24 protein-coding genes are annotated in these 25,942 nt (G+C 59.5%); 9 read left to right on the top strand and 15 right to left on the bottom strand.

The window, feature by feature from the left end; translation table 11 throughout:
• Positions 1 to 20: 20 nt before the first annotated feature.
• The 3 genes from BUE38_RS07470 to BUE38_RS07480 form a co-directional block, all read right to left on the bottom strand.
• Complete coding sequence (locus tag BUE38_RS07470) at positions 21 to 1,094, bottom strand: zinc-binding metallopeptidase family protein (protein ID WP_073434406.1); 1,074 nt, start codon at positions 1,092 to 1,094, stop codon at positions 21 to 23.
• A gap of 85 nt (positions 1,095 to 1,179) precedes the next feature.
• A complete protein-coding gene (locus BUE38_RS07475; RefSeq protein WP_084541806.1) occupies positions 1,180 to 2,145 on the bottom strand; it encodes an alpha/beta hydrolase in 966 nt (321 codons plus the stop codon).
• Positions 2,142 to 2,651: a GNAT family N-acetyltransferase gene (locus tag BUE38_RS07480; RefSeq protein ID WP_200802159.1), complete on the bottom strand. Its 510-nt coding sequence runs from the start codon at positions 2,649 to 2,651 to the stop codon at positions 2,142 to 2,144. The genes BUE38_RS07475 and BUE38_RS07480 overlap by 4 nt, the downstream gene beginning before the upstream one ends.
• Positions 2,652 to 2,850: 199 nt before the next feature.
• On the opposite strand from BUE38_RS07480, the gene BUE38_RS07485 reads away from it, so the two are divergent.
• Positions 2,851 to 3,528 (top strand): fumarylacetoacetate hydrolase family protein, encoded by a 678-nt coding sequence (locus BUE38_RS07485; RefSeq protein ID WP_073434407.1) that lies wholly within the window; start codon positions 2,851 to 2,853, stop codon positions 3,526 to 3,528.
• Between the two features lie 190 nt (positions 3,529 to 3,718).
• On the opposite strand, the gene speA is transcribed toward BUE38_RS07485, so the two are convergent.
• The 3 genes from speA to BUE38_RS07500 all read right to left on the bottom strand — a co-directional run bounded on the left by speA (position 3,719) and on the right by BUE38_RS07500 (position 6,968).
• A complete protein-coding gene (gene speA / locus BUE38_RS07490) occupies positions 3,719 to 5,632 on the bottom strand; it encodes a biosynthetic arginine decarboxylase (RefSeq protein ID WP_073434408.1) in 1,914 nt (637 codons plus the stop codon).
• Positions 5,629 to 6,624, bottom strand: a complete 996-nt coding sequence (locus BUE38_RS07495) for a homoserine kinase (RefSeq protein ID WP_073434409.1) — start codon at positions 6,622 to 6,624, stop codon at positions 5,629 to 5,631. The genes speA and BUE38_RS07495 overlap by 4 nt, the downstream gene beginning before the upstream one ends.
• An 89-nt stretch (positions 6,625 to 6,713) precedes the next feature.
• Complete coding sequence (locus BUE38_RS07500; RefSeq protein ID WP_084541807.1) at positions 6,714 to 6,968, bottom strand: DUF2782 domain-containing protein; 255 nt, start codon at positions 6,966 to 6,968, stop codon at positions 6,714 to 6,716.
• Positions 6,969 to 7,273: 305 nt separating this feature from the next.
• Between BUE38_RS07500 and polA the strand changes: the two genes are divergently transcribed.
• The 3 genes from polA to BUE38_RS07515 all read left to right on the top strand — a co-directional run bounded on the left by polA (position 7,274) and on the right by BUE38_RS07515 (position 12,176).
• Complete coding sequence (gene polA, locus BUE38_RS07505) at positions 7,274 to 10,069, top strand: DNA polymerase I (RefSeq protein ID WP_073434410.1); 2,796 nt, start codon at positions 7,274 to 7,276, stop codon at positions 10,067 to 10,069.
• Positions 10,070 to 10,337: 268 nt separating this feature from the next.
• A complete protein-coding gene (locus tag BUE38_RS07510) occupies positions 10,338 to 11,042 on the top strand; it encodes a haloacid dehalogenase type II (protein ID WP_073434411.1) in 705 nt (234 codons plus the stop codon).
• Between the two features lie 105 nt (positions 11,043 to 11,147).
• Positions 11,148 to 12,176: a lipid A deacylase LpxR family protein gene (locus tag BUE38_RS07515; RefSeq protein WP_234986813.1), complete on the top strand. Its 1,029-nt coding sequence runs from the start codon at positions 11,148 to 11,150 to the stop codon at positions 12,174 to 12,176.
• A 68-nt stretch (positions 12,177 to 12,244) separates the two neighbouring features.
• Here the strand turns inward: BUE38_RS07515 and BUE38_RS07520 are convergent, their stop codons facing one another.
• The 5 genes from BUE38_RS07520 to BUE38_RS07540 are packed head-to-tail and all read right to left on the bottom strand — an operon-like array spanning position 12,245 to position 17,084.
• A complete protein-coding gene (locus BUE38_RS07520; RefSeq protein WP_073434412.1) occupies positions 12,245 to 13,300 on the bottom strand; it encodes a sodium:calcium antiporter in 1,056 nt (351 codons plus the stop codon).
• A gap of 53 nt (positions 13,301 to 13,353) precedes the next feature.
• Complete coding sequence (locus BUE38_RS22460; RefSeq protein ID WP_143166232.1) at positions 13,354 to 13,548, bottom strand: hypothetical protein; 195 nt, start codon at positions 13,546 to 13,548, stop codon at positions 13,354 to 13,356.
• A 25-nt stretch (positions 13,549 to 13,573) separates the two neighbouring features.
• Positions 13,574 to 14,290: a sulfite exporter TauE/SafE family protein gene (locus tag BUE38_RS07530; protein WP_200802160.1), complete on the bottom strand. Its 717-nt coding sequence runs from the start codon at positions 14,288 to 14,290 to the stop codon at positions 13,574 to 13,576.
• Positions 14,287 to 15,723 (bottom strand): amidohydrolase family protein, encoded by a 1,437-nt coding sequence (locus BUE38_RS07535; protein WP_073434414.1) that lies wholly within the window; start codon positions 15,721 to 15,723, stop codon positions 14,287 to 14,289. The genes BUE38_RS07530 and BUE38_RS07535 overlap by 4 nt, the downstream gene beginning before the upstream one ends.
• Positions 15,723 to 17,084 (bottom strand): uracil-xanthine permease family protein, encoded by a 1,362-nt coding sequence (locus BUE38_RS07540; protein ID WP_073434415.1) that lies wholly within the window; start codon positions 17,082 to 17,084, stop codon positions 15,723 to 15,725. Before BUE38_RS07540 ends, BUE38_RS07535 begins: the two co-directional genes overlap by 1 nt.
• A 180-nt stretch (positions 17,085 to 17,264) precedes the next feature.
• Here BUE38_RS07540 and BUE38_RS07545 point away from each other — a divergent pair, with 180 nt between their 5' ends.
• The 3 genes from BUE38_RS07545 to BUE38_RS07555 all read left to right on the top strand — a co-directional run bounded on the left by BUE38_RS07545 (position 17,265) and on the right by BUE38_RS07555 (position 19,640).
• Positions 17,265 to 18,176 carry a LysR family transcriptional regulator gene (locus BUE38_RS07545; protein WP_073434416.1) on the top strand — a complete coding sequence of 304 codons (912 nt, stop codon included), beginning with the start codon at positions 17,265 to 17,267 and terminating at the stop codon, positions 18,174 to 18,176.
• A 188-nt stretch (positions 18,177 to 18,364) separates the two neighbouring features.
• On the top strand, positions 18,365 to 18,889 hold the full coding sequence (locus tag BUE38_RS07550) for a hypothetical protein (RefSeq protein ID WP_143166233.1): 525 nt from the start codon (positions 18,365 to 18,367) through the stop codon (positions 18,887 to 18,889).
• Between the two features lie 226 nt (positions 18,890 to 19,115).
• On the top strand, positions 19,116 to 19,640 hold the full coding sequence (locus BUE38_RS07555) for a hypothetical protein (protein ID WP_073434418.1): 525 nt from the start codon (positions 19,116 to 19,118) through the stop codon (positions 19,638 to 19,640).
• 155 nt (positions 19,641 to 19,795) lie between these two features.
• Here the strand turns inward: BUE38_RS07555 and BUE38_RS23480 are convergent, their stop codons facing one another.
• The 4 genes from BUE38_RS23480 to BUE38_RS07575 form a co-directional block, all read right to left on the bottom strand.
• Positions 19,796 to 20,128 carry a DUF202 domain-containing protein gene (locus tag BUE38_RS23480; protein WP_084541808.1) on the bottom strand — a complete coding sequence of 111 codons (333 nt, stop codon included), beginning with the start codon at positions 20,126 to 20,128 and terminating at the stop codon, positions 19,796 to 19,798.
• 34 nt (positions 20,129 to 20,162) lie between these two features.
• The gene (locus BUE38_RS23485) at positions 20,163 to 20,549 is read right to left on the bottom strand and encodes a YidH family protein (protein ID WP_073434419.1); all 387 of its coding nucleotides are present in this window, start codon (positions 20,547 to 20,549) and stop codon (positions 20,163 to 20,165) included.
• Positions 20,550 to 20,611: 62 nt separating this feature from the next.
• Positions 20,612 to 21,745, bottom strand: a complete 1,134-nt coding sequence (locus tag BUE38_RS07570; RefSeq protein ID WP_073434420.1) for a mandelate racemase/muconate lactonizing enzyme family protein — start codon at positions 21,743 to 21,745, stop codon at positions 20,612 to 20,614.
• Complete coding sequence (locus tag BUE38_RS07575) at positions 21,742 to 22,485, bottom strand: GntR family transcriptional regulator (protein ID WP_073434421.1); 744 nt, start codon at positions 22,483 to 22,485, stop codon at positions 21,742 to 21,744. The genes BUE38_RS07570 and BUE38_RS07575 overlap by 4 nt, the downstream gene beginning before the upstream one ends.
• 298 nt (positions 22,486 to 22,783) lie before the next feature.
• On the opposite strand from BUE38_RS07575, the gene BUE38_RS07580 reads away from it, so the two are divergent.
• Entirely contained in the window at positions 22,784 to 24,445 is a 1,662-nt protein-coding gene (locus BUE38_RS07580) for a GMC family oxidoreductase (RefSeq protein ID WP_234986814.1), read from the top strand.
• Positions 24,442 to 25,866 (top strand): aldehyde dehydrogenase family protein, encoded by a 1,425-nt coding sequence (locus BUE38_RS07585; RefSeq protein ID WP_073434422.1) that lies wholly within the window; start codon positions 24,442 to 24,444, stop codon positions 25,864 to 25,866. Before BUE38_RS07580 ends, BUE38_RS07585 begins: the two co-directional genes overlap by 4 nt.
• Positions 25,867 to 25,942 lie beyond the last annotated feature (76 nt).

The following is a 25,942-nucleotide window of genomic DNA, read 5'->3' on the forward strand; positions in this document are numbered from 1 at the left end:
TGAGGCAATCCCGACGCCTGTCAGTTGGCGGGTGCCTGTAGTCGCTGGCGCAGGATCAGTTCATGGACGTACTCCAGCTTGGCGTACAGCGCCGGGGTGATGATTTCCGGCACGATATCCACCAGACCCATTTCACGATTGACTTCATTGAGCGCCATGCCCAGGCGCTGGAAGGTGGTCAGCATGGCGTGCAGATCCTCTTCGTAACCGGTGGGGGTGATCCCGAAGTTTCCGGCGGTATCGAGTACGGCCACCATGTCGAGGTAGAAGGCAAAGGTTTCGGCGAAGTCTTCCCAGGGGTGCATGGTGGCGTAGGCGGACACATGACGTTCGGCCCAGTCTACCGGGGCCCCCACGGCATAGTAGCGCTCCAGGGCCTCGGCGTAGCTGGGCGAGTTGTGGTCGCCGAATACCGCGATGCAGGCCGCTTCCTCGTCATGCCCCTTGATCAGCAGGTCCCAGTAGTAATGCGCGACCTCATGCCGAAAGTGGCCGATCAGGGTGCGCTGGGCTTCCTTGAAATCGCGACGCAGACGCTCGCGCTCGACATCGTCGGCTTCCTTGACGTTGATGGTGATCAGCCCGTCGGCATGCCCGGTGTAGACGGGGTCGAGGGCATGATGGGACTGCCACTCCCCATCGTCGCTGGGAACCTCATCGGCAAGGAAGGCGAAAGTCAGCGGAGGAGGGGCCTTCTGTGGGTCCACCTCATGGGGCAGACCCAACAGGTCGAGGGTATAGAACATGCGTCGCTTGGCGCTTTCCAGCTTGGCCCAGCGATGGCGATGCCCGTCGACCTCGAGATCGGGAATCTGCCTGTTATGGCGACAGCAATCACAGAGTACGATGCCGGCTTCGGCGCTGTGTAACGGGATCATGCGGTTGCACACGTTCTCCACGGCATAGTTCTGGCACTTGACCAGCAGGCTGACGCAGTCGGGATTGCTGCAGTGGTAACGGCCATCGCCGAGTGGCGTCAGGGCACTGATCGTCTGGCAGGCAGAGCACCAGCCGAGCTCGGAGTGGCAGGACTGGCACAGGGTGTTGTCGATGAACAGTCGGTTGTCACAGCAGTGGCACGTGAAATAGCGCATATCGCCTCCTCGGGGGGAGCTGCCCCGGAACGAAGGGCAGTATAACCACGCCTGTGGCGCTGGCTGACGACATGCATGTTATGGATTATGCATCTTTCAGCATATGGTCGAGGAAGGCGATCTGATCACGGCTGAAGGTGTCCTGCATGGCACCCTGGTAGATGTCGAAGTGGCCCGCATCATAGGTCTTCAGCGTGGCAAGGTCGGCAAGGCGAGCGGCGGTGCGGTAGGCCGCGGCAGTGGGTGTCACCGTATCGCGCAGACAGAGCTGCAGCAGCACCGGGCAGCGAATACGTCCGGCACGCTGGATGGGGCGATACATCCCCAGCGTCATCAGCATGCGTGCCGACATGCTGTTGATGAAATTGTCGGCGGCAAAGCGGCGAATACCATCTTCGGCATCGGGCGCCGTCATTGCCGCCAGGCTGCCCGGCTCTCCGACAATAGGCACATGTTTCGGTTCGCTGCCGATCAGGCCACGCAGGGTGTCTTGCAGGGCGAATGCCGTCAGCTTGAGGACGGATTTCCAGCCGCTCTCGCGCAGTTTGGCGAGTACCGACGTCATGCCATCCAGCATAGGGTTCATGGCGATCACTGCCGCGATATCGTCGCGACGCGAGGCCAGGTTCATCACATGGGCGCTGGAGAAGGAGGTGCCCCAGAGTACCAGCGGAGCCGTCGGTGCCAGACGCTGTGCAAAGGTGATGGCTGTCGTCCAGTCGCTCAGTTGATTGCGCACTGTCAACAACTGACGTGGTGTGCCATCCGAACGGCCGAAGTAGCGGTAGTCGAAGGCCACCACTCGATAACCTGCCCGCGACAGCTGGCGGCCATAGTCGACCAGACCACCGTCGATGGTGCCGCCGAGCCCGTGCGCCATCAGCACGGTGGCGTGAGCTGGCTCCCGTGCGGGAGGGAAATGCCAGCCGCGACATATTGTTCCGGCGCTGATGAAGGCCACATCGAGAGCGCCTTCCGGCACTGCATCATGGCCGCTGGTGTCACGTTCACCGATAGCGGCCTCACGACCGCGGGTCTCGCCTGAGCTCATGCCTTGGCCTCCGCCTGTGGGGCCCGTTGATCGAAAAACATCATGCTCATGTAGACGCTGTTGGGATCATCCACATAGTCGGCAAAGGGGGCGCAGGACTGGAAACCATGACGTTCGTAGAAAGCGCGGGCTGCCGCGAAGCCGGGTTGGGAGCCTGTTTCCAGGCTCAGGCGCTGGAGACCGCGTCGCCGCGCGGCAGCGATCAGGTGCTTGAGCATCTGCGAGGCGATGCCCTGGCGCTCGAAGCCGCTGGCGGTGCGCATCGACTTGATCTCGCCGTGCTGACCGTCGAGGGTCTTGAGGGCGACACAGCCGACCAGCGTCTGCTCCTGCCAGGCGCCCCACAGGATGATGTCGTTGCGGCGCAGGTCATCCACCGACAGCGCGTGGTGACTCTCCGGCGGTGAGTCCGGAGCCAGTTGCCGAAGGTGGGTCAGGTGATCGCGGATCAAGGCAATCATCTCACCGCGGGTCAGATCATCCTCGAGGATTCGTATCACGCTCATCTCTGCTGGTCGCATGGGCCGCGTTACCGATAGCCTAACCGATTGCCAGCCCGGCCGCAGGTGCTCTCGTGGCGTTGCTTCTCGCGCCATTACAGACACAACGGCTTCATTCACAAGCGGGCGCTGGGATAGACTCGATGTGTTCGCCACGTCAATAGCCCCCAAACAATAGCCCCCCAACGTTTCCAAGGAGTCCCGCATGCCTTTCCAACCGCGCTTTACCAACGGCCAGAGCCTTGACCATGCCCTGGGCAAGGTAGTCTGCATCGGTCGCAACTACGCCGAGCATGCCCGGGAGTTGGATAATCCGGTGCCTGATGCGCCCCTGCTGTTCATCAAGCCAGCAACCAGTGCGGTGCCCCTGGAGGAGCCGGTTAGTGGGCCCTTTGCGCGTTCCGAGGTGCATTTCGAGACGGAACTGGCGCTGTTGATCGGCAGTCCGTTGAGCGGCGCCAGCGCCGAGCAGGCCGAGAAGGCCGTGGTCGGGGTAGGGTTGGCACTGGATCTGACTTTGAGAGGGGTACAGTCGGAACTCAAGAAGAAGGGACATCCCTGGGAAATCGCCAAGGGCTTCGACGGGGCCTGCCCGCTGTCGCGATTCATTGCCCTGGATGAAGTGCCCGACTGGTCGGCGCTGGAATTCAGCCTGGATATCGGTGGGCAGCGGCAGCAGCATGGCCAGGTCAGCGACATGCTGTTCCCGGTTCCAGTGCTGCTGGCCGAGATGAGTCAGCATTTCACTCTCGAGCCCGGCGATGTGGTGCTGACCGGAACCCCGGCGGGAGTGGGCAAGCTGGAGCAGGGCACGGAACTGACCTTCGAGTTGGTGTTGCCGAGCGGTGAGGCCCTGCGTGTGGATACCCGAGTCGCTGATTGAGACCCGGAGCCGGAGGCTCACCGGCAGAACGTCAGTTGTCCGGTGGCAAGCGGCGTAGCAAGCGCTCAAACAACAGTGAGGCCGACACCAAAATGTCGGCCTCACTGTTCAGGACACGGGAATTGCCGGCTCTTCAGGATCTACTCGAAGCCCTTCTTCAAGTTGGAGAGGACATTCAAGTTCGGTGGAGTCATTCCAGATAGGTGTAACCATCGAGTCCGTTGGACAGATCATCGAGGAAACGGCGCTGATCGGCGGCATCCAGACGGCTGTCGGCGAGCTGGTGGCGTAGCCGGTCGCGAAGGACTTCAGCATTGAAGTTGACGTAGCCAAGCACATCGGAGACCCGGTCACCACGCTGCATATGGCTCAGTACCCATTCGCCCTTGCTGTCCAGTGAGGCCTCGACGGCATCGGTATCGCCGAACAGGTTATGCAGGTCTCCGAGGATCTCCTGGTAGGCGCCGACCAGGAAGAAGCCGAACAGACGCTCCTCGCCTTCCTGCCATTCCGGCAGTGGCAGGGTAGTCTCGACGCCCTGGCCGTCTACATATCCCTCGATACGCCCGTCACTGTCACAGGTGATGTCCTGGATGATGCCGCGGCGTTCCGGCTTGCGCTCGAGGCCAGTCAGCGGCAGTACCGGGAAGATCTGGTCGATGGCCCAGGCATCCGGCAATGACTGGAACAGCGAGAAGTTGACGAACAGCTTGTCGGCCAGCTTCTCGGCCAGCTCATCGAGGATTTCCCGGTGGGCGCGGTTGCGTGGGTCGAGGCGCTTGCGCAGGGCGGCTGCGGCGGCGAAATAGACGCGCTCACCTTCGGCACGGGCAGTCAGATCGGCCAGCCCCAGCAGGAAGCGGTCATGAAGGTCGCCCATATGCTGGACCAGGTCGTGCCAGGCTTCGACCAGTTCGCGGGGCTCGGGGTCGCCTTCGACATAATCGTGGACACGCCACAGGGCAGCGACCTCGGGATCATCGGCCATACGCTCTTCGGGGGCGTGAGTATCGACGCGCTCCTCGCCGATGACATTGGTGACCAGCACGGCATGATGAGCCGTCAGGGCGCGGCCTGACTCGCTGAGCAGGTGTGGCTGCGGCAGCTCCTCGGCTTCACAGATCTGGCTGAAGGCGTAGACGACGTTGCGTGCGTACTCGGTCATCGAGTAGTTGGCGGAACAGTCGCTGCGTGAGCGGGTGCCTTCGTAGTCGACGCCGAGCCCACCACCGACATCCACGGTATCCACGGGTGCCCCGAGCTCGCGCAGGAACTGGTAGAAGCGTGCGCACTCGCGCAGGCCGCGCTGGATATCGCGGATATTGGCGATCTGCGAACCGAGATGGAAGTGCACCAGTTGCAGGCTATCCAACTGGTCGGCTTCCTTGAGCATCTCGATCACGCTGAGAATCTGTCCTGCAGTGAGGCCGAACTTGGACTTCTCGCCGCCGGTGCTCTGCCATTTGCCCTTGCCGACCGATGACAGACGCGCCCGCAGGCCGATGCGCGGGGTGACGCCCAGACGCTCGGCTTCCTCGATGATCATCGGCAACTCGGAGAGCTTCTCGACCACCAGGTAGACGCGATGTCCCAGCTTCTCGCCCATCAGCGCGAGGCGGATATATTCGCGATCCTTGTAGCCGTTGCAGACGATCAGTGAGGAGCCATCGCCGGACAGTGCCAGTACCGCCAGCAGCTCGGGTTTACTGCCGGCCTCCAGGCCGACACGCCCACGACCACGCTCCTGGGTGGAGAGGATTTCCTCGACTACGCGCCGCTGCTGGTTGACCTTGATCGGGTAGACGGCGGTATAGCCTCCGCTGAAGTCTTCCTCGCTCATCGCTTGATCGAAGGCGGCACACAACTGCTCGACCCGGTCGTGAAGAATATCGGCAAAGCGAATCAACACCGGCAGGCGCAACCCTGCATCACGCAATTGTTGCGTCAACTCCACCAGCGGCAGGCTGGGACCTTCGACACCATCGCCGAGGGGACGTACCAGCGCCTGGCCCTGGGGATTGACGTCGAAGTAGCCGCTGCCCCACTGGTCGATGTTCCATGTGCGGCGGGCGCGGGTGACGGCATCAGGTGTTGTCTGGCTCACTCGGCATCTCCGGGATTGGGCCGCCCTGGATCGTGCAGAGCGGGGACGGGTAGAGATAGCGCACCATGTTCAATGCGCGCCAGCAGGATGCGGCGGAACTGTTCCGGGTCGTGGGGCGTCAGGTCGTGCGCCGGCGGATCAACATAGACCACCAGCAGGCGTGACAGCCAATAGCGCAGCGCGGTGAGGCGCAGCATCAGCGGCCACAGCTCACGTTCATCCGCGTTCAAGGGGCGCTGGGCGAGATAGGCGCCCAGCAGGGCATCGTGACGATCGCGGTTGAGGCTGCCATCGCTGTCGGTCGCCCAGTCGTTGATGACAATGGCCAGATCGAACAGCAGGTCGCCGGTGCAGCCGTTGTAGAAGTCGATGATGCCGCCGAGACGGTCGCCGTCAAATAGCGTGTTGTCTCGGAACAGGTCGCCATGCAGCGCTCCCTGCGGTAGCTCAGCGGCTTCACTGAGCGCCGTCTGGTAGCCTTCCACCTCGTCCTGCATCAGTGCCTGATCCTCGGGGGACAGGAATGCCAGCACCTTGTGGTACATGGCGTTCAACCAGTGCAGGTCGCGAGGATTGGGGCGCTGGCCGGGGAAATGCTGGGACACACGGTGCAGGCGCCCCAGTGCATCACCCAGGGCTCGACATTGCTCGAGGTTGGGCGCCTTGGGGTGCGCGCCGGGGAGACGCGGGAACAACAGCGCCGGGCGGCCGGCCAGCTCATGCAGAGCAATGCCTTCGCGGTCATGGATCGGGCCGGCAACCGGGACGCGGTGCTCGTCGAGGAAGTCGAGCAGTTCGACAAAGAAGGGCAGTTCCTCGTGCTCTCCCTGTTCGAACAGGGTCAGTACCAGCTCGCGCTGGTCGGTGGTAACGAAGAAGGTGCTGTTCTCGGTACCGGCTGGTACACCCTTGAGTTCGGTCAGCTCACCGACATCGAAACGGCTGAGGAAGCTTGCGACCTGCGCATCGGCAAGCGGAGTGAATACGGCCATGTGTTGTCTCGCCCCGGAAAATCCAAGGGGGCTATTGTAGCGACTTCGACTGTGGTTGCACGCACTCCAGCAGGGTGAATGATAACGGCTTACTTGACCCAGTCCGGGACCGGAACGCTATCGCCTTGCTGACGTTCGAAATTGCCGTTTCCGCTGCGGTCGACAAGGAAGTAGGCAGAGCCGTTGCTGGGCTCGACGCGGATGGCGTAGAGTTTGCCGTTGACCCGATATTCACGGATGGTCTGGTCGGCTTCCTCGCGCACGCTGACGTCTGGTGTGACACTCTGGGCCAGCACCGGCGCGGCACCTGCCAGCAGGGTGGTCGCCAGCATGGTCGCCAGCATGGCCCTCAAGAACGGGGCCCTCAAAAACGGGGCTCTCGAAAACGGGGCCCTCAAGAACGGGGCGGGTAACAGACGGGAATTGATCATCTTTTCTCCTCCACCGGTCGGTGGGCAGGATATGTGTCAGGTGACTCACTATACGGCCATCCCGGTTCGCACAAAAGCCCGGCATTTCCCGCCCTGGATGCGTATCATGAAGGGCAGTGTGAAGGGATGGCACTGTGACGGAATGATGGCCGGTGGCTTTTCCGCACAGTGTTTCCCTTGGACCATTCATGTCACCCATCAGTTCAGAGACGTCGCTCATGGCCGCAAGCCCCATCGTTCTCGTCGACGGTTCCTCCTATCTCTATCGTGCCTTTCATGCGCTACCGCCGCTGACGACCTCCGAAGGTCAGCCGACCGGTGCCGTAAAGGGCGTGATCAACATGCTCAAGCGCTTGATTCGTGACTACCCCGGCAGTCCCATGGCGGTGGTCTTCGATGCGCCGGGCAAGACCTTTCGCGATGACCTGTACGCTGAGTACAAGGCTCAGCGTCCGCCGATGCCGGATGACCTGCGTGCCCAGGTTGAACCGCTGCATGACTGCGTCAAGGCGTTGGGCCTGCCGCTGCTGTGCATCAAGGGCGTCGAAGCCGATGATGTCATCGGCACCCTGGCGCGCCTGGCTACCGAAGCAGGGCGTGATGCGGTGATCTCGACCGGCGACAAGGACATGGCGCAGTTGGTCAACCAGCACATCACCCTGGTCAACACCATGAAGGATGAGACCCTGGATGTGGCTGGCGTCAACGACAAGTTTGGTCTGCCGCCGGAGTTGATCATCGATTACCTGGCGTTGATGGGCGACAAGGTCGACAACATCCCCGGTGTGCCCGGTGTCGGCGAGAAGACGGCCATTGGCCTGCTGCAGGGCATGGGCGGTGGTCTGGATACCATCTATGCCGATCTCGACCGTGTCACTACCCTGTCCTTCCGTGGCGCAAAGACGCTGCCGAAGAAGCTGGAGGCCAATCGCGATCAGGCTTATCTGTCCTACCGGCTGGCGACCATCAAGACCGATTGTGAGCTGGAGGTCGGGCTCGACGACCTGGCGATCGCGGAACCGGATCGCGAGGCGCTGAAAACCCTCTATCAGAAGCTCGAGTTCAAGAACTGGCTGTCGGAACTGTTGAAGGGGCAGGACAAGGGCGTTGATGACGTGGCGGCTGGTACACCGACACCGGCCGATGACGCGACGGTTGATGATACGGTTGATGATAGTGACGAGCAGAAGATGTCGAGCGCTGAACGGCGCGACTGCGTGATCCTCGAGCAGGCCGAATTCGACGAATGGCTGGCGCGGCTCAAGCAGACGGAGGCCTTCTGCTTCGACCTGGAAACCACCAGTCTCGACTATATGGAAGCCGACATCGTTGGTGTCGGCCTGGCCATCGAGCCTGGTGAGGCGGCCTATATTCCGCTGGGGCATGACTACCTCGATGCGCCGGCACAGCTCGACCGCAGGACGGTGCTGGCGGCACTGTCCGAGGTATTGGGCGATCCCGATATCACCAAGATCGGCCAGAACCTCAAGTACGACATCTCGGTGCTGGCACGGCATGACATCGCGGTCGAGGGGCCTCTGATCGATACCATGCTCGAATCCTATGTGCTGGATTCCACGGCGACCCGTCACGATATGGACTCGCTGGCGCTGAAGTATCTGGGCGAAGCCACGGTCAAGTTCGAGGATATTGCCGGCAAGGGCGCCAAACAATTGACCTTCAACCAGATCGCGCTGGAGCAGGCGGTACCCTACGCCTGTGAGGATGTCGATATCACCCTGCGGTTGCACCGGGAATTGCGCCCCCGACTGGAAAAGACCGGTCGTCTGACCGCGGTGCTGGATGAGCTCGAGCGTCCGCTGATCCGGGTGCTGTCGCGGATGGAGCGCAACGGGGTGGCGCTGGACGCCGAGCGCCTGCATACCCAGAGCCGTGAACTGGATAAGCGTATTCGCGAACTGGAAGCGCGCGCCTATGAGCTGGCGGGGCGCGAGTTCAATCTCGGCTCACCCAAGCAACTCGGTCAGGTTCTGTTCGAGGAGCAGGGCATACCGGTGCGCAAGAAGACTCCCAAGGGCGCGCCTTCTACAGCGGAGGCGGTACTCGAGGAACTGGCGCTGGATTTCCCGCTGCCCAAGGTGATCATGGAGCATCGTGGCCTGTCCAAGCTGCGCTCGACCTATACCGAGAAGCTACCGAAGCTGGTCAACAAGGGCACTGGGCGACTGCACACCAGCTATCATCAGGCGGTGGCCTCCACCGGACGGCTATCATCGTCTGACCCCAATCTGCAGAACATCCCGATCCGTACCGAGGAAGGGCGTCGTATTCGCCAGGCCTTCATCGCGCGTCCCGGCTATCGCATTGTCGCTGCCGACTACTCGCAGATTGAACTGCGCATCATGGCGCACCTGTCCGGTGACAAGGGGCTGTTGACCGCCTTTGCTGACGACCAGGATATTCACTCCGCCACGGCGGCCGAGGTGTTTGGTGTGGCGCTGGACAAGGTCAGCAGCGATCAGCGACGCAGTGCCAAGGCCATCAACTTCGGATTGATCTACGGCATGAGCGCCTGGGGACTGGGACGCCAGCTGCATATCGAACAGAAGCAGGCCAAGGTCTATATCGAGCGCTACTTCGATCGTTATCCCGGTGTTGCCCGCTATATGGAACGTATTCGTTCCCAGGCCGCCGAGGATGGCTTCGTCGAAACGGTATTTGGTCGCCGCCTGTATCTGCCGGAGATCCATTCGCAGAATCATGGGCGCCGTCAGGGGGCTGAAAGAACTGCGATCAACGCGCCGATGCAGGGGACTGCCGCCGATATCATCAAGCGCGCGATGATCGATGTTGATGCCTGGCTGAACAGTGAGTGTGAGTACGATGCCTGGATGGTCATGCAGGTACACGATGAACTGGTCTTCGAGGTACGCGAGGAGCAGGTTGATGGCTTCATGACAGCGGTCAAGGAACGCATGCAGGGCGCAGCCAGCCTGGATGTGGCGTTGACCGTCGAAGCCAATAGTGGAGTCAACTGGGATGAAGCGCACTGAAGCACTGATACCGGATCGATCACCCTGATCCAATAGAGAGGCGCTGGTGGCACTGACTTATGTAGACACTGGATTCTTCTGGGAGCTGAGTTTCTGTGGACACTCAGATGCTGCGGGCCTCGGTTTCTGCGAAAAAGATGCCCCAGCGCCTTTTTGATTGTCTGTTGCATGTTGCCTGCCGCACGAGGAATTGTGCGGCAGAGATGCCGGGCTCCTGCCAGGCTTAAGGCTCCGATGGACCATTTCCACAGGAGCTTCAGAGCGCGTCATGACCTTGCCCCGTATTCTCGCCTTCGATGTCTTTGGTACCGTGGTCGACTGGCACGGTTCCATCACCCATGAGCTCGAATCTCTCAATATCCTCCCCGAGGACGTGAGGGCCGCGGATTTCGTGCGTACCTGGCGTGCCGGATACAAGCCGGCAATGGCCCGCGTCATGGCCGGAGAGTTGGGCTGGATGCTGATCGATGATCTGCATCGCATCATTCTTGATGAGGTACTGGACGAGTATGGTGTCGATCTGGACGAGGCGCGTCGTCGTCACCTCAACCTGGCCTGGCATCGACTCGACCCCTGGTCGGACAGTGTGCCGGGGCTGACCCGCCTGAGGCAGGGCTTCACCCTGTGTTCGCTTTCCAACGGCAACCTTGGGTTGCTGGCCAACATGGCCAAGCGAGCAGGTCTGCCATGGGATCTGATCCTGTCGGCGGAAGTGTTTCGTGCCTACAAGCCGCACTCGGCGACCTATCTTGGCGTGGCCAACGTCTTTGATGTCGAGCCATCTGATGTGATGCTGGTTGCCGCCCATCAGGATGATCTTGATGCTGCCCGGGACTGTGGCTTGCGCACGGCCTATATCGAGCGTCCCGCAGAGTTCGGTCGCGATCAGCAGAGCAAGGATGTCAGTGGATCGCCTGCCAACGACTTCCATGCTGAGTCACTGGAAGACCTGGCGACACAGCTGGACTGCTGACATCGCTATCCAATGTTTTCCTGATGCAACCCCTCATTCGAGGGATCGAGAGGCACGATGGTAGTTGGGTAAGGTATCTGCATGAAACCTTGCCTGGGTGCATCCATGAGTCCCACGTCTTCCATGCGTTGCCGTCTCCGCCTGCAATCTCCAGCGGTCCGCCTGACGGTGTGCGGGGTATTGCTGCTGAGTTGGGTTCCTCCAAGCCTGGCCGGGGCGGATGGCGTGGCCAGCGTCAAGATGGAGAATGACCTCTTCGCCGGTACCACCGATGGCCACTATTCCAATGGCGTCGAGGCCAGTTGGACCTTTGTGCCACCGTCGGGGCACTGGAGCCGTAGAATGGCGCACACCCTGACAGGCCTGCCCGAAAGCGAGCTCGATCTTGCTGCCTGGCGCTTTGGCCAGCAGATGTATACCCCCATCGACATTTCGCGCAGTGACCTCGTCGAGGATGATCGCCCCTACGCGGGGCTGCTGTACGGCGGAGTGTCGCTGTTCGATGAACAACGCCATGACAGCTGGCGTCAGATGACCGGAGTGCATCTCGATGTGGGGTGGGTGGGTCCTGCCAGCTTCGCCGAACAGACCCAGAAGGGCATCCATGAACTGACCGATAGTGATCGTCCCGAGGGCTGGGATCATCAGCTCGACTTCGAACCGATCGTCAACCTGGCCATGAAACGCGGGTGGATCGCGCAGCGCTCACTCGGTGCCCTGGAGATGGATGTGGGACCCACTGCCGGGGTCGCGCTGGGCAATCTCTACACTTATGTATCGGCGGGTGGCGCACTGCGTGTCGGTCAGGGGCTGGATCGCAGCTATGCGATTCCCGCTGTGGCCCCTGCGGTGACCGGACAGGCCTGGTTTCGCCCCGGAGGGGACTTTGCCTGGTTTGTCTTTGCCAATGTCGAAGGTCGCTTCATGGCCCATAACCTGCTGCTGGATGGCAATACCTTCAGTGACAGCCATTCGGTGGAGCGAGAGGACTGGGTGGGGGATGCCCAGTTGGGCCTGACTCTGACCTGGCAGAATTGGCAATTGTCATTGACCAGTGTCTACCGTACCCATGAATTCGAAGGTCAGGACGCTCACGACGAGTTCGGCTCGCTACAGATCTCCTGGCAGCATTGAGTCATGCTGACGCAATGCCGAGGCACAGGGGAGGCTGGAGGGCTCCTGCCTGGTGAGCGCAGACATGTTCAGGCAGATGCAGTGGCTGGTGGCAGATGGGGCACGCTGTCGATGACGCCGAAGGTTTCCAGACTGATCCAGACCACGAACAACCCATAGACCACCAGCAGAATCACGCACTCCACCCGACTCAGGGTCATCCGTGTGCGCATCATCAGGAACAGCAGCACGGTGGCGAAGGTCAGCGCCGCCATCATCGGAGCCGCTACCGAGAAGTTGACCACCGCGACTCCGGCAATCAACACCCCGGCCGGGATGCAGACCAGCAGATCAAAGGTGTTGCTGCCGAGCACATTGGCAATGCTGGTTACGCCACGATCGTCACGTGCCGCACGAATGGAAACGAAGGCATCGGGAATCGAGGTGCCCGCGGCCACCACGGTGATGCCCCACAGAAAGCTGGGGGTGCCGAAGATCTCGCCGAAATTCAGTGCTGCCTGCACCAGGCCTTCCACCCCGACGACGATGATCAACAGCGATACGGCGAGCTTGCCCCACTCCCGGCCAGGCTGGATGTCGCCGACATCCTCCTCGGATTCGTGGTCCATGGTGTCCTGGTACTGGACGAACAGATACAGCCCGTAGAGAGCAATCGGTATCAACGCCAGCCAGCGGGTCATCTCACCCTGAATGGCGCCGCCCCCTGCACCGGAATCCGGCTCGACGGGATAGTAGATGGCCGCGAAGGCGAAGGTCAGCAACAGCACCGCCACCGCGATCATGTAGAACTGGGCTTCCTTGTAGACCAGGTCGCGATTGGCCTGGAGCGGTGTCCTGGAGGCAAGGCCGCTGAGCGCCGGGATAACCAGAATGTTGAAGAGTGCCGAGCCGACGATGGCGGAAACCCCGAGCTCGAAATCGCCGTGGATCAGCGTCGAGATCACGGTGGTCGACAATTCAGGGAAGCTGGATCCCACCGCGACCACGATGGCGCCCTGAACGATTTCGGGCAATCGATAGTAGGCGGATAGACGCTGACTCGAGCTTTCCAGCAGGCCGCTACCTTTCCAGATCACTCCTGTGGCGATAACGGCGACAGCGACCCATAGCAGTATCCCGGACATTCCCTGGTTCCTTCCCTGGCCTATCGGTGCGGATGCGTGTTTCAACAGGGTAGTCAGCTCCTGTCGCCATGCAACAGCCCGGCTCGTTTCGGCCCAGCGGCGCCATTATTGACATGGCAATCAAATCGCTCATCCTGATCGATTTGATTGTCGTCCGCACCCCACTGGCGCAGATGCGCGGATCTGCTGGTGGGGTATGGTCTCGCGTCGGCCTGATGGCCGACGGCGGCACATCCCTGTGCCGCCATTAACCCGACATGAAAGCATGCCGGGTTAATAATGAGGGATCAGCAGCAGCAGACCTGAGACCAGGGCAAACAACAGCACGCCCTGGCGCAGTCGGCGTGCGTCGATACGTTGATGGACGACGCGACTGGCCACGCTGCCGACCAGCAAGGGCGGAACCAGCGCGAGTGCCCACCAGAGTTGTTCGGCGGTGATCCTGCCGACAACCGCGAGAATGGCCAGCGAGATCAGCTCTCCGGCGAGAAAGCAGCAGGCGATGGTCGATCGCAGCTCGGGGCCGGGACGGTGCTGATAGAGCAGTGCCAGCGGAGGCCCACCAACGCCGGTGGCAGTTTCGGTAATTCCGGTGATGACCCCGACGGATACGCAAGCCGTCCCTCCGGGGCGAAATACTGGCGCAAACAGAGCCGCCAGCACCGCGAGCACGGTCGAGGCACCAACCACCTGATTGAGTCCTTCGACGCTCAGGATGACCAGTATCCATAGCCCCAGTAGGGTGCCGGGCAGGCGACCGGCAGTGATCCAGGCGCTACCACGCCAGTCAATGGCACTGCGCTCGCGCAGGGCGACGAACAGGTTCAGTGGCAGCATCAGTACCAGCAATGCCACCGGCAGCAGTCCCGGGATCAGCAGCCCCATGATCGGCGCGACGACCAGAGCAAAGCCGATACCGATGGCACCCTGTACAAAGGCGGCGATTCCGGTGGCGATGGCCACCGGAATGTACAGGCTCAGCTCGATCATGCCTGTCCCTCTCTGGTATGTCCCCGCATGGCCGCTCGGTGCTCGAAGGAGCGCGGATGAACCCGCTGTATCGGTGCCTGCTCAATAGCTGCAGCGGCCGCTTCACGCACTTCTGCCAGCAGAGACCGGGCATCCCAATCGCAGGGCCAGCCCTGCCACAGGCGAAGCTTGCCCATGGTGAACACAGCATCGATCTGATCGCGATTGCCATAGCGCACCAGTTCCCAGGGACGGTCCCAACTCGGGGTCATTTCCGGAACATCGACATTGACCAACAGGAAGTCCGCAGCAAGACCTTCAGCGATGCGGCCGCATACCTTGCCGAGCCCCGTTGCATCGGCCGAACGGGAGGTCGCCATATCAAGCCATAGCCAGCCTCCACCACAGGAGCTGTCTCCTGTCGCCAATCCACTCGTCAGGCGCTGACTGGTTTCGGCGGCATCCATCAGACGGAAGCCATCACTACGAGTCCCGTCGGTGCCCAGTCCCATCCGAATCGTCAGCGCATTCATCTGCAGTGCCGGAGCGACAGCGTTTCCCTTCCAGCTACTGGCCACCGGGTTGAAGGCAACGGCGGTGTCGGTATCCCGCAGCAGGTTCAACTCATCCGGTGTGACCAGGGTGGCGTGGGCGATCAGCGTCTGTGGACCCAGCGCACCGACGGTATGCAGATGTTGCAGGGGCCGCTGGCCACGAGCCACCAGTGAACGTTCCACCGCCTGCAGGTGCTCATTGACGTGACTCTGGAAGATGGCGCCATGACCCGCACAGAGGGCTGAAACATCATGGAGCATGTCGTCGCTGGCAGCCTCCGGAATGGAAATGGCCAGTGACGGATGAATCAAGGGCGCGTCCTTCCAGCGGCTGAGGTGGCGTTCGGCACCTTCGATGATCTGTTGCCGAGGTGGTTGAGCAGCACTGCCACCGCGATCATTGCAGATCATGCCCAGCACACAGCGCAGGCCGGTTTCGTCGGCGGCCCGAGCCAGAGAGTCGATTTCTCCTGCGGAACGTGTGCCGGCATCGACAGCGGTCGTGAAACCTCCGCGCAATGCTTCCAGCGCGGCGAGCTTCGAACTCAGATAGAGCATGCGCTCATCGAGGCTCGATTCCAGCGGTACCCAGATACGGCGGAAGATCTCCGACGGCTCTCCGAACACCAGTGATTTGCCCAGGGATTGGGTCAGGTGGTGGTGGCTATCGATGAAGCCCGGCATCAGCAGGTGCGATGGCAGCTCAATGGCAGTCAGGTGAGGTAGTCGGGCGCGCAACTCGGCGGCGGGTCCGATGGCGGCGAAGCGTCCTTCGGTCACATGCACGGCCTGGCCGGTGACCGCATCGCCATTGATCAGTACTTCTCGAGGTACCAGCAACAGCTCTTTGGCGTCAACAAGGCTGGTAGAGAGTGTCGAGGAGGCATGGTCGACGGGCATCAGCGGGGCTCCTGGTCGTTGGCAGCGGTGATCGGGCTCTGGCGACGTGAGGCAGCCCTGCCCATGCATTGAAACAGGATGTTCACCAGCACGGCGGTAAGGGTGCCCATGGCGAGGCCGTTGCCCAGAATGATCTGCAGATGTTGAGGGAAGTCGGAGTAGAAACCGGGCACGACGATGGGTAACAGGCCCATGGCCAGTGCCGAGGCGAGGGTGTAGAGGTTGCCGTGCTCGTTGAGATTCACGCCGCGCAGGATGTTGATGCCCATGACCCCGATGATGGCGAACACGATCACGGCGGTACCCGCGACGACGGGGGTGGGCAAGGAGGCGGCGAGATGACCGAGAGGCGCGAGCATGGCAATGATGATCAGCAGGAATCCCGCTGCCACCGTGACATACCGTGAACGCACACCGGTGGCTCGGACAATACCGATGTTCTCGCCACTGGTGATGATCAGCGAAGTGCCCAGGCAGCCTCCGAACAGCGACCCCAGCGCATCGGCGCGAATGTTGCGCGGTACCAGCGCTCGGGAGTCCCCGCGCTTGCCGACGATCTCGGCCGTTGCCATGGTCTGGCCGGTGGCCTCGGTCATCGAGACCACACTGAAGATGATCAATGGCAGGGAGGCGATGATGTCGAACTTCGGCATCCCGAAGGGAAACAACTGCGGGAAGGCGATCAAGGGACCATCGGCCACGCCGCTGAGGTCGATGGCTCCGAGGGAGGCCGCGATCAAGGTGCCGGCGACCAGGCCCAGCATGACCGATATACGCCGTAGCACTCCCGTGAACACTCGAGCGCAGAGCACGATGGCAGCCATGGTTGCCAGGGCCAGCAGAATATCCGGACTGGCCGCAAACTGGGGGCTATCGACCTTGCCGGTAATCAGTCCGCCGAAGATCTTGACCAGGTTGACGGCGACCAGCAACAACATGGTGCCGATGACGATAGGGGGGAAGAAGCGCAGCACCCGGGTGAAGAACGGCAAGGCAAGGAAGTAGAACAGGCCCGTGAGAATCACGGCTCCGGTGGCGGTCTGCATATCCGTCGCCTGGGCGATGGCCAGGAAGATCACGATTGGCGCACCACCGGGTACCTGTACAAAGGGCAGGCGTGCTCCGATGCCCCACGGGCCGAAGGATTGCAGCAGGGTGCCCAGACCACAGGCAAGAAAGGTGGCACTCATTAGCGGTACCGTGATGTCGGCACCGAAGCCCATGGCCTGACCGACCAGAAACACGGCGGTGATCGGCGCGGCCGCCATCACCAACACATGCTGCAGGCCAAACAGGAGGGCTGTTAGCCAGGGGAGTCGTTCATCGACGGGGTCCGGGACAGGAGACGCTATGCGAGACATGGAAGTACCTCATTGTTGTTGTGTAACTGCCGGGTAGGGGGCGGCGCCAGCTGGAAACTCACAAGGCTGACCAGCAAGCTAGCCTTGATTGACTGTACCGGTCCATAATCGTTTTTCGTCTATGGTGTTGCCTTTTTGGCAACGATGTCCCGGTGTACTGGTGATCAGGAGTTGTGAGTCATGCCATTGATGACCATCGCGCTGCGTTATTTCGAGGAAGTGGCGCGCCAGGGTTCGCTGCGCAAGGCTGCCGAACGCCTCCATGTCGCGGCCTCGGCGGTCAACCGACAGATTCTCAAACTGGAGGAGGAGCTCGGCGTCCCGCTTTTTGAACGACTCCCACGGGGGCTTCGGCTTTCTTCCGCTGGAGAGCTACTGCTCTATCAAACGCGCCAATGGCAACGTGATGAGCGCCAGATATTGGGGGTGCTGGACGAGATTCGTGGAACGGGGTGTGCGGAAATTCGCATCGCCAGCGTCGAGTCCATGACTGATATGGCCCTGCCGGATGTGATGAGGCGTTTCGGTCAGCGTTATCCGAAGGTTCGTTTTCAGTTGCTGACCGGCCTGACCGATATGATTGTGGATCGTATCGTCTCGGGAGAGTCGGACATCGGCATTTGCGTGAATCCCAACCCCAACCCGCGTGTTCGCACGTTGTGTAGAGCCACCTTTCGGTTCGGCGCTGTGATGGCCAGTGGTCACCCCCTGGCGGGAAAGCCTGAGGTGCGGCTGCAGGATTGTGCGGAGTATCCCGTTATTCTTCCCGATCGGGACATGTTTCGTGGTTCTACTCTTGAGCAGGCGCTGGCCCATCATCAGGTGGAATTCCGTGTTCTGGCCGAATGCAGTCGGCTTCTCAGCATCAAGTCATTGGCCAGTGCTGGGCTCGGAATAGCCTTTCTCAACCCGCTGGATGTCGCTCGGGAAGTGCAGCGAGGCGAACTGGTCTTTCGGCCGCTCAAGGACCGCCCGATTGATGGTGCCAGAATCGAAATCTGTGTGGCGCAGGGGCGTTCGATGCCGCCGGCCATGGCCTCCTTTGCCGAGCTGCTCAGTGAAACCCTGGCTGAAGAGGAAGGGCGAGGCTGAGCACGAACACCTGTACTGGGTCTGACAACCCACTGGTAAGTCCGTGCAGCCGGACTCTGCTTTTGCCAATGGGTCTATAGGGGGTACAGGGTGCGGTGCATGGGAGGCATATCGGCAGGATGCCGTGATGTTGCATGGTAACGTCCCTCGGGTCGTGACGGGCACGGCTATTGTATGGAGACAAGGAAATGACGCGGAGAACTTCCATCTGGATGGGACTGACCATGGCCAGTGCCATGAGCCTGGCAGGTTGTGTAGCCACTGCTACGCCGCAGCATGTGGCTGGCCTGTTCAACTGTGCGCAGCTCAACCAGGCCGTTGCCAGCGCTGCCAATGGCTTTGACGACATCAAGGGCCCGCTCAGCGAAACGCGCCTGACGCGTAGTTGGAACACCGATGTGCAGGCTTTTCATGAGGCCTGTGTGATTACCTCGGCGCAGCGTCCGGATCACTATGACTGCTTTGGACGCATCGACATCGAGGACCCAGAGCGCGCCATTGCCATCGCCAGCGAAGAACTGGGGCAATGTCTCGGAGGGGACTGGAAGGCTGAGATGGCTGGTGAACGTGTCATGTATCGGAGCCAGGAGACAGATGCCGTGGTGACGCTGGAAACCTTCATCAATGATCGTCATCACCGCGTAGGCACGTTGAGCGTCTTCCAGAAGGAGGCCGATGCCCAGACCTTGCCGGATGGTCAGCAGGACGCCTGATATCACCCTCAATCCCCAACCCCCAATCCTCGACCCGCGCCCTCCAGCGCGGGTCTCCTGTCTGGGCGTAACGACATTACGCCGCCTCAAGCTCCGTAGCTGATATGCCGATATAGAAGGGAGGGGCGACATAGCGCATGCGAGGTATGTGGGCATAATGCTATGGTGTCAGCTGTTTACCTCATCAAGGTCGTGATGGACACGGCTATCGGTCGGAGACAAGGATATGACACGGGGAATCTTCATCAGGGCCAGCCTGGCCATGGCAGGATTGAGCCTGGCGGGATGTGTCACCACCAGCACGCCGCAGCAGGCAGCTGATCTTTTCGATTGTGCGGCGCTGGACCAGGCCGTTGCCAGCGCAGCGAACGGCTTCGAGGATATCAAGGGGCGCTATAGCGACACTCGCCTGACCCGCAGTTGGGATACTGATGTGCAGGCCTTCCACAATGCCTGTGTGATCACTTCGGCGCAGCGCCCGGATCATTATGTATGCTTCGGCAGGATGCAGGTCGAGGATCCGCGTGGCAGCCTGGCGGCGGGCAGCGCAGCGTTGGGACAGTGTCTCGGCAATGACTGGACCGCAACGCCCGGTGATGATCGAGTACTGTTCTCCCGTGCAGGCACCGATGCCGTGGTGACGCTGGAAACCTTCGTCAATGACCGAGGCCACCGCATGGGCGCATTGAGCGTGTTCCAGCAGGATGCCGATGCCATGCCGTTGGCCGATGAGGAAATGGGCGCGCAATAGATACTTTGGCGCTCACCATGAACAGAACCCACGCCGAATGGCGTGGGTTCTGTCGTTGTAATGTTGGCATTGTAACGTCGTGCATTGTGGGGTTGGACACGGCAATGTTTGAGGTTGCAATGTTGAGCAAGTGCTTTCTGACGTGAGCCGATAAGCTAGCGTGGCTCCAGCAAGAGAACGATAGCGAAGCTGGTAGCTGCCAATGAAACACTCAACCCGGTTGCGAAAATCAATCCTAGTGCTGGCGTGATTTTCTGCTTTACGATACCCAGTGATTGCCTGCGATAACGTTGACGTTGTGTTGCAAGGCACCAGCCCGTCAATATCAGAGCAAGCGAGACCGAGCTGGAGACGAGATGTGGGTAAGTAGGTAGCCAGCGCAACAGGCCGAGGCTGACTAGCAGACAGGAGACAACGGTCCTCCCCCATGCTAGTACGGTGCGTTCAGGTTGGAGGCCTGGATCGTGATGTAGCTGTATATTCTTCATGGGCTAGTTGGTGAGATAGGGGTAGCAGTCATTTTCAGTAATGCAGGATTGCCATGAACACAAGGCTGACCAGCGCTAGTGTGACCGAAACAATGGGGACCTGCAGTGGTAAGGGCAGTGATTCCTTTCTACGCAATGCGCGCTCAACAGCCAACCAGCGAAGGCATGCACAGCCACTGATTGCTGCGGCAAGTATCAGCAGTGAGGCCGCCATTGTGCTGCGTAGCAGAGGCGAAAGAAGGTCCGCTGTGAACGTTTCTATCGCAACGCCGCATGCCATTAGTGCAAGTGCAGTGCGTACCCAGGCAAGAAACGTGCGTTCATTTGCAAGCGTGTAGCGGGGATCTGGATCTGTTCCTTCTCCAAACGTGACGCGTGGCAGTAGGCTGGATCGTTTCAAGGTCGGCTGTTTCCAGTGCATATGGGTGGGAGTACAACTAGCTGGAGTGTGCGGGGCGCTTCTCGAAGAGCATTCCGGGCTCCTCAGTATTCACCAGTCATGTAACGTTGGATGACTGCCAGCCCGGACAGGGGACCGGTGCCCGGTTCGTTGCCCAGGACCACTTTCCCGTCTTCCAGCTTATTGAGTGGCAGTGAAAGCTCTGTCCGAAGAGGATTGGGGTTCGAGTCGATTTCCAGAGCACCTTCGCCGCCGACTGCTGCAAGGAGATGAGCAGAGGCCATCAGGCCAATACCTCCACCAAGATAATGAGGGTAATAGTGAGAGCCCGAGCCGTTGATGGCCTTTGCCAGAGGTAAGCACTTGCTGATGCCTCCCCACTTGGCGACGTCCGGTTGGATAATAGATAGAACCTGACTATCCAGAGCTTTCTGAAAATCTCCTTCGCCAAGGATATTTTCTCCGGCTGCTAGCGGAATGCATGTTGTTTTCTGCAGTTCCTTCCACTGTGCCCACTCTTCAATGCAGCGTAGAGGCTCCTCGATCCATCCAGGGCGAAATCGTTCCAGTGCAGGAAGGTTCTTTTGGGCCTGTTCGAGAGACCAGCCCTGATTTGCATCGATCATCAAGCCGACATCGCTGCCGAGGGTGCTGCGCAATGCTTGAAGGTTCTCGATATCTCGTTGCAAACCGAAGCCAACCTTGAGTTTGAACCGCGTGTAGCCTTGTGCCTGCATGGCTGCGGCCAGCCGGGCAGGCTGAGAGGGGTTCAGTCCGCTTGCGTAGACCGGGATCTCGTTGTTCACACCGCCTAGATATTTCCACAATGGTTGTTCGCTACGACGCGCACAAAGGTCCCAGAGGGCGAGGTCTATACCAGCGATACACTGGGCGAATGGCCCCGGCTCCGCTGCTTGCAGGGACAGCACTTCTGTTTGCTGGGTCAGCATGTCGAAGGCATGCTCGGGAGAGTCGTAGGTGGTCTGCTTCAGCAGTGGACTGAATACACTGGAGATAAGGCGTGCTCGATGTTCGGCCCCCACCATGGGAAAGTTGCACCAGACTTCGCCCCAGCCTTCCTGCCCGTCCTGGTCGGTGACCCTGACGATGACCATAGGTCTGTCTGACATCGTCCCGAAAGACGTTTCCACCGGCTTTTCAAGTGGGCATCGGTAAACGAAAGCGGTGATATCCTGAATAGCGATCTGATTGTTCATTTTTTTAGATCCATTTCGAGGTGGATGTAATCACCTCGGTAAGTGACTCCGGCAACATAGATAATGGTGCCGTCAGAGGCGGTCAGAACTCGACGGACGTGGGCAACGGGATCTCCCAACGGAAGATCGAGCAGGCGAGAGGTCTCCAGGTCAGCCTTTGAGATGGTGATGCTTTGCTTCGCGTTGGCAACGGTGACGTCATCAAGCGATGCTAGTACTGGCAGAATGACCTCGGTTCGGAAGCGCTCTTCTGCCATCTTGAATATCCGCTCATCCAGATAGATGGATATGACGCAATACTTGACGTCGTCTCGAGTATGCACACGGCGCAGATGTTGGTAAGACGGGGCGGGTATACCGTCATCTTCGGTCAGGCACAGGGGTTCGCTGGAATCTGATATGTAGGTGAGTAACGGCTTGTCGTTCCGATAGGCCTCGATCAGGCCATCCAGTGTCGTTTCGACCTTGACCGGATTGCGCCGGGTATGGTTTTTCAGGACGAAAGTCCCCACCCCTCGTTGTATCTCGATAAGGCCAGAACTGCTCAGCAGTTGCATCGCATGACGCACGGTTACTCGGGAAACCGAGAACTCATCCATCAGCGTATCGATGGTCGGCAGCATGGTGCCTTCCGGCCAGAGCTGACGTTCAATCCGGTAGCGAATGATATCGGCTAGTTGGACGTATAACGGTATCGGGCTCGAATCGAAGAATTTTGGTTTTTTCGTCTGATCAGTCATTGATGATCTTCCAACTGGGCGACTTCCAAACTGTTTTCCAGAAGGCGGCTAAATCGCTCTCTGCACGGCTGAAGCCTTCTACCGGCTTCAAGGGGAGCAGTGTCTGGCTCCCCCTCTCTCACGACAAAAAATCTTGACACCAATGCTAGCATGTGGAAACGTCCTATACAAGAGACGTCCTAACATTAGGACTACATGACATGATAGGTCGTGGTTGTGAAGCTGCCAGCCAGGTGCTGCATGACCAGAATTCTCATCTACAGAACAACATCGATTGAAATGTCGAGGGAGCCAAACAGTGTCTCAGGCCTATGATTACATCGTAGTGGGTGCGGGGTCGGCGGGGTGTGTCGTCGCAAACCGACTTTCAGCCAACCCCGATACAAGAGTTCTTCTGCTCGAGGCCGGGGGGTGGAATCGAAATTTCTGGCTTCATCTGCCGGTTGGGTACTTTCGCTCCATCTACGATGAGCGGTTCTCCCGCTTGTTCGACACGGTCCCCTCTGAGGGCAGTGGGGGACGGAATATCATCTGGCCCAGGGGGAGGGTTGTTGGCGGCTCCAGCTCCATCAATGGACTTATCTACATTCGTGGGCAGAAGGAAGATTTTGATGGTTGGGCGGCACAAGGGGCCACGGGTTGGTCCTACAAGGATGTGTTGCCTTACTTCCGGCGTCTTGAGAAGTACTGCCGAGGTGCCAGCGAATATCGTGGTGGAGAGGGCGAACTCTGTGTCTCTGACCTGCGCCATGACCACCCGTACTGTGCAGCCTGGGTGACAGCAGCACAGGAATACGGCCTCCCATACAACGCTGACTTGAATGGTGGTGATACCCGCGGAGTGGGCTCCTACCAGCTGAGTTTGAAGGGGCGCTGGCGTTGTAGTGCGGCATCCGCATTTATCAAACCGATTAAACATCGCCCTAACCTGACCATTGTCACTGGTGCGAATGTCACTCGCGTTCTTTTCGACGGTACACAGGCGAACGCAGTTGAGTGGAAGCAGAATGGCGACTTGCGTCGAGCCCATGTGGCCGGAGAGGTGCTGTTGTGTGCCGGTGCAATACAGTCGCCCCACCTGCTGCAATTGTCGGGTATCGGCCCGGCTGACCACCTGCGGGAGAATGGCATCGAACCGATATACGACTCTCCGGAGGTCGGAGCGAACTTGCAGGACCATTACCAGATGCGAGTTACCTACCGATTGAAGAAGAAGGTCTCGCTCAACACGGACGTACGTAACCCGATCAAACTCGCGGAAATGGGGCTGCGCTGGCTTATCAACGCATCAGGACCTCTGACGGTAGGAGCCGGGCAGGTTGGTGGCAGCGCCTGTACGCGTTACGCCGATGGTGACCGGCCAGACATTCAGTTCAATGTCATGCCACTCACAGTCGACAAGCCTGGAACCCCCCTGCATCGATATCCTGGATTTACCGCTTCTGTCTGGCAGTGTCATCCGCGTTCGCGGGGAACGGTAAGGCTTGCATCTGCCGACCCCATGGTGGCTCCAGTAATTGATCCAAAGTACTTCTCCGACCCGTTTGATCGTGACGTCATGGTGGAAGGCGTGAAGGTGCTTCGCGATATCGCCAACCAGTCACCATTTCGAGAGCTTTGGGAGTGTGAACTCGAGCCGGGTGCTGATGTGGCCAGTGATGAGCAGATATGGAATGCAGTTCGCCACAAGGGAGGCACTGTTTTCCATTGTGTAGGTACATGCCGTATGGGAGAGGATGCTGCTTCGGTAGTGGATCCTCAGCTACGGGTTCGCGGTGTACGGGGAGTAAGAGTCATAGATGCTTCCGTCATGCCGACGGTGACTTCAGCGAACACCAATGCTCCGTCACTGATGATTGGTGAAAGAGGAGTGGATATGGTTCTGAATAGTGACATGGATGGTGGAATGTCATTGACCGGATCCAAAACTGAAAATTCGGCAGTGGAGGAACTGAAATGAAGTTCGATTATTCAGGCAGCAGTCATTGTGGAAGCGTATTTGAAACATGCAACCCGGCCCATCCGGGGGAGCGTGTCGGACGATATCGGGAGGTTAATGATCGCGAAGTTGCTGATGAACTTATCTCCAAAATGCGTAAGGCACAGGCTGAGTGGTCGAAGGTGCCGGGTGTACAGCGCGGTGACATATTGAGCCAGTATCTGGCTGCTGTAGAGCAGCAGGTTGATCGCATAGCGGAGGCCATCACACTCGAACAGGGAAAGCCTTTCAAGGAGAGTCGTAATGAGGTGCTCAAAGGCTGTGCCGAAGGTCGCTTTATTGCTGGTGAAGCTGCTCGCCAGCAAACGCAATCAGTTGCCGCCGCACGACGTGATGTCCGTAACCTGATTCTCCACCGGCCAAGAGGTACTGTCTTTGCAATATGCCCATGGAACTTCCCGGCCATGACTCCGTTGCGCAAGCTCTGCCCTGCTATTGCTTTTGGCAATGCAATGCTGATCAAGCCATCACAGTATACTCCTGCGGCGGCATTTATACTGGCAGATATTGCCGCGGAATTCTTTCCTGATAATCTGTTTCAAGTCATGCCATGCCCAGGAAAGTTTGCGAGTGAACTGGTTGCTTCTGGGTGTTTTGATGGTGTGAGTTTTACTGGGTCAGTGGAGGTTGGAAGAAAGGTTGCTGAGGCTGCTGCTGCTGATTTGATACCGGCGCAACTGGAATTGGGGGGGAAGAATGCGGTTGTCATCAATGATGTTGCTGACCTTGATAACTGTCTTGACCAGGTGTTCTCGGCAGCATTTCAGACTGGTGGGCAGCGCTGCACCAGTATCAGCCGCGTTATCGTAAACCGAGAGTTACACCAGCAGGTAGTGGCAGGATTGACTGCACGTATCGAGAACCTTGCTTTGGGTGACGGTATGAGCGACGAGACCGGAATGGGGCCACTTTGCCATCGAGAACACTGGCATTCGGTTAGAGAGCTTACCGAAAAAGCAATAAACGAAGGAGCCAGCTTGATTGCCGGTGGAGGCGTTGACGTTGTGCCGGGATGCCCCGACGGTTACTTCTACAAGCCTACGATTCTCGACAACGCTGACCGCTCTACCACTGCCGGAAGAGAGGAAATATTCGGCCCGGTACTGGCGGTGATGGCCTATGACACTTTCGATGAAGCATTGGTAATGCTCAATGAGACACGCTATGGACTCACTTCCAGCTTGTTCTCTGATTCGCACAGGCTTGTTCAGCGGTTTCTTCAGGAGAGCAACCACGGAATGTTGCATATCAACAATGGGACCGTGCCGGATGTGAATATGCCTTTTGGTGGCACGAAAGCATCTGGCGTCGGCCCATATTCGGTAGGAGCCTCGGTTGCGGCGTTCTATACCGTGGAACAAAGTGCCTATCTAGCCTGGTGACAGGCCAGAGCAGGTGTCATGAGGATGGCATGGATCGGCCTCTAGCTCGGCATGAATAACAATAGGGTAATTATTA

This window comes from Halomonas cupida, from assembly GCF_900142755.1.
GTDB classification, from domain to species: Bacteria; Pseudomonadota; Gammaproteobacteria; order Pseudomonadales; family Halomonadaceae; genus Halomonas; species Halomonas cupida.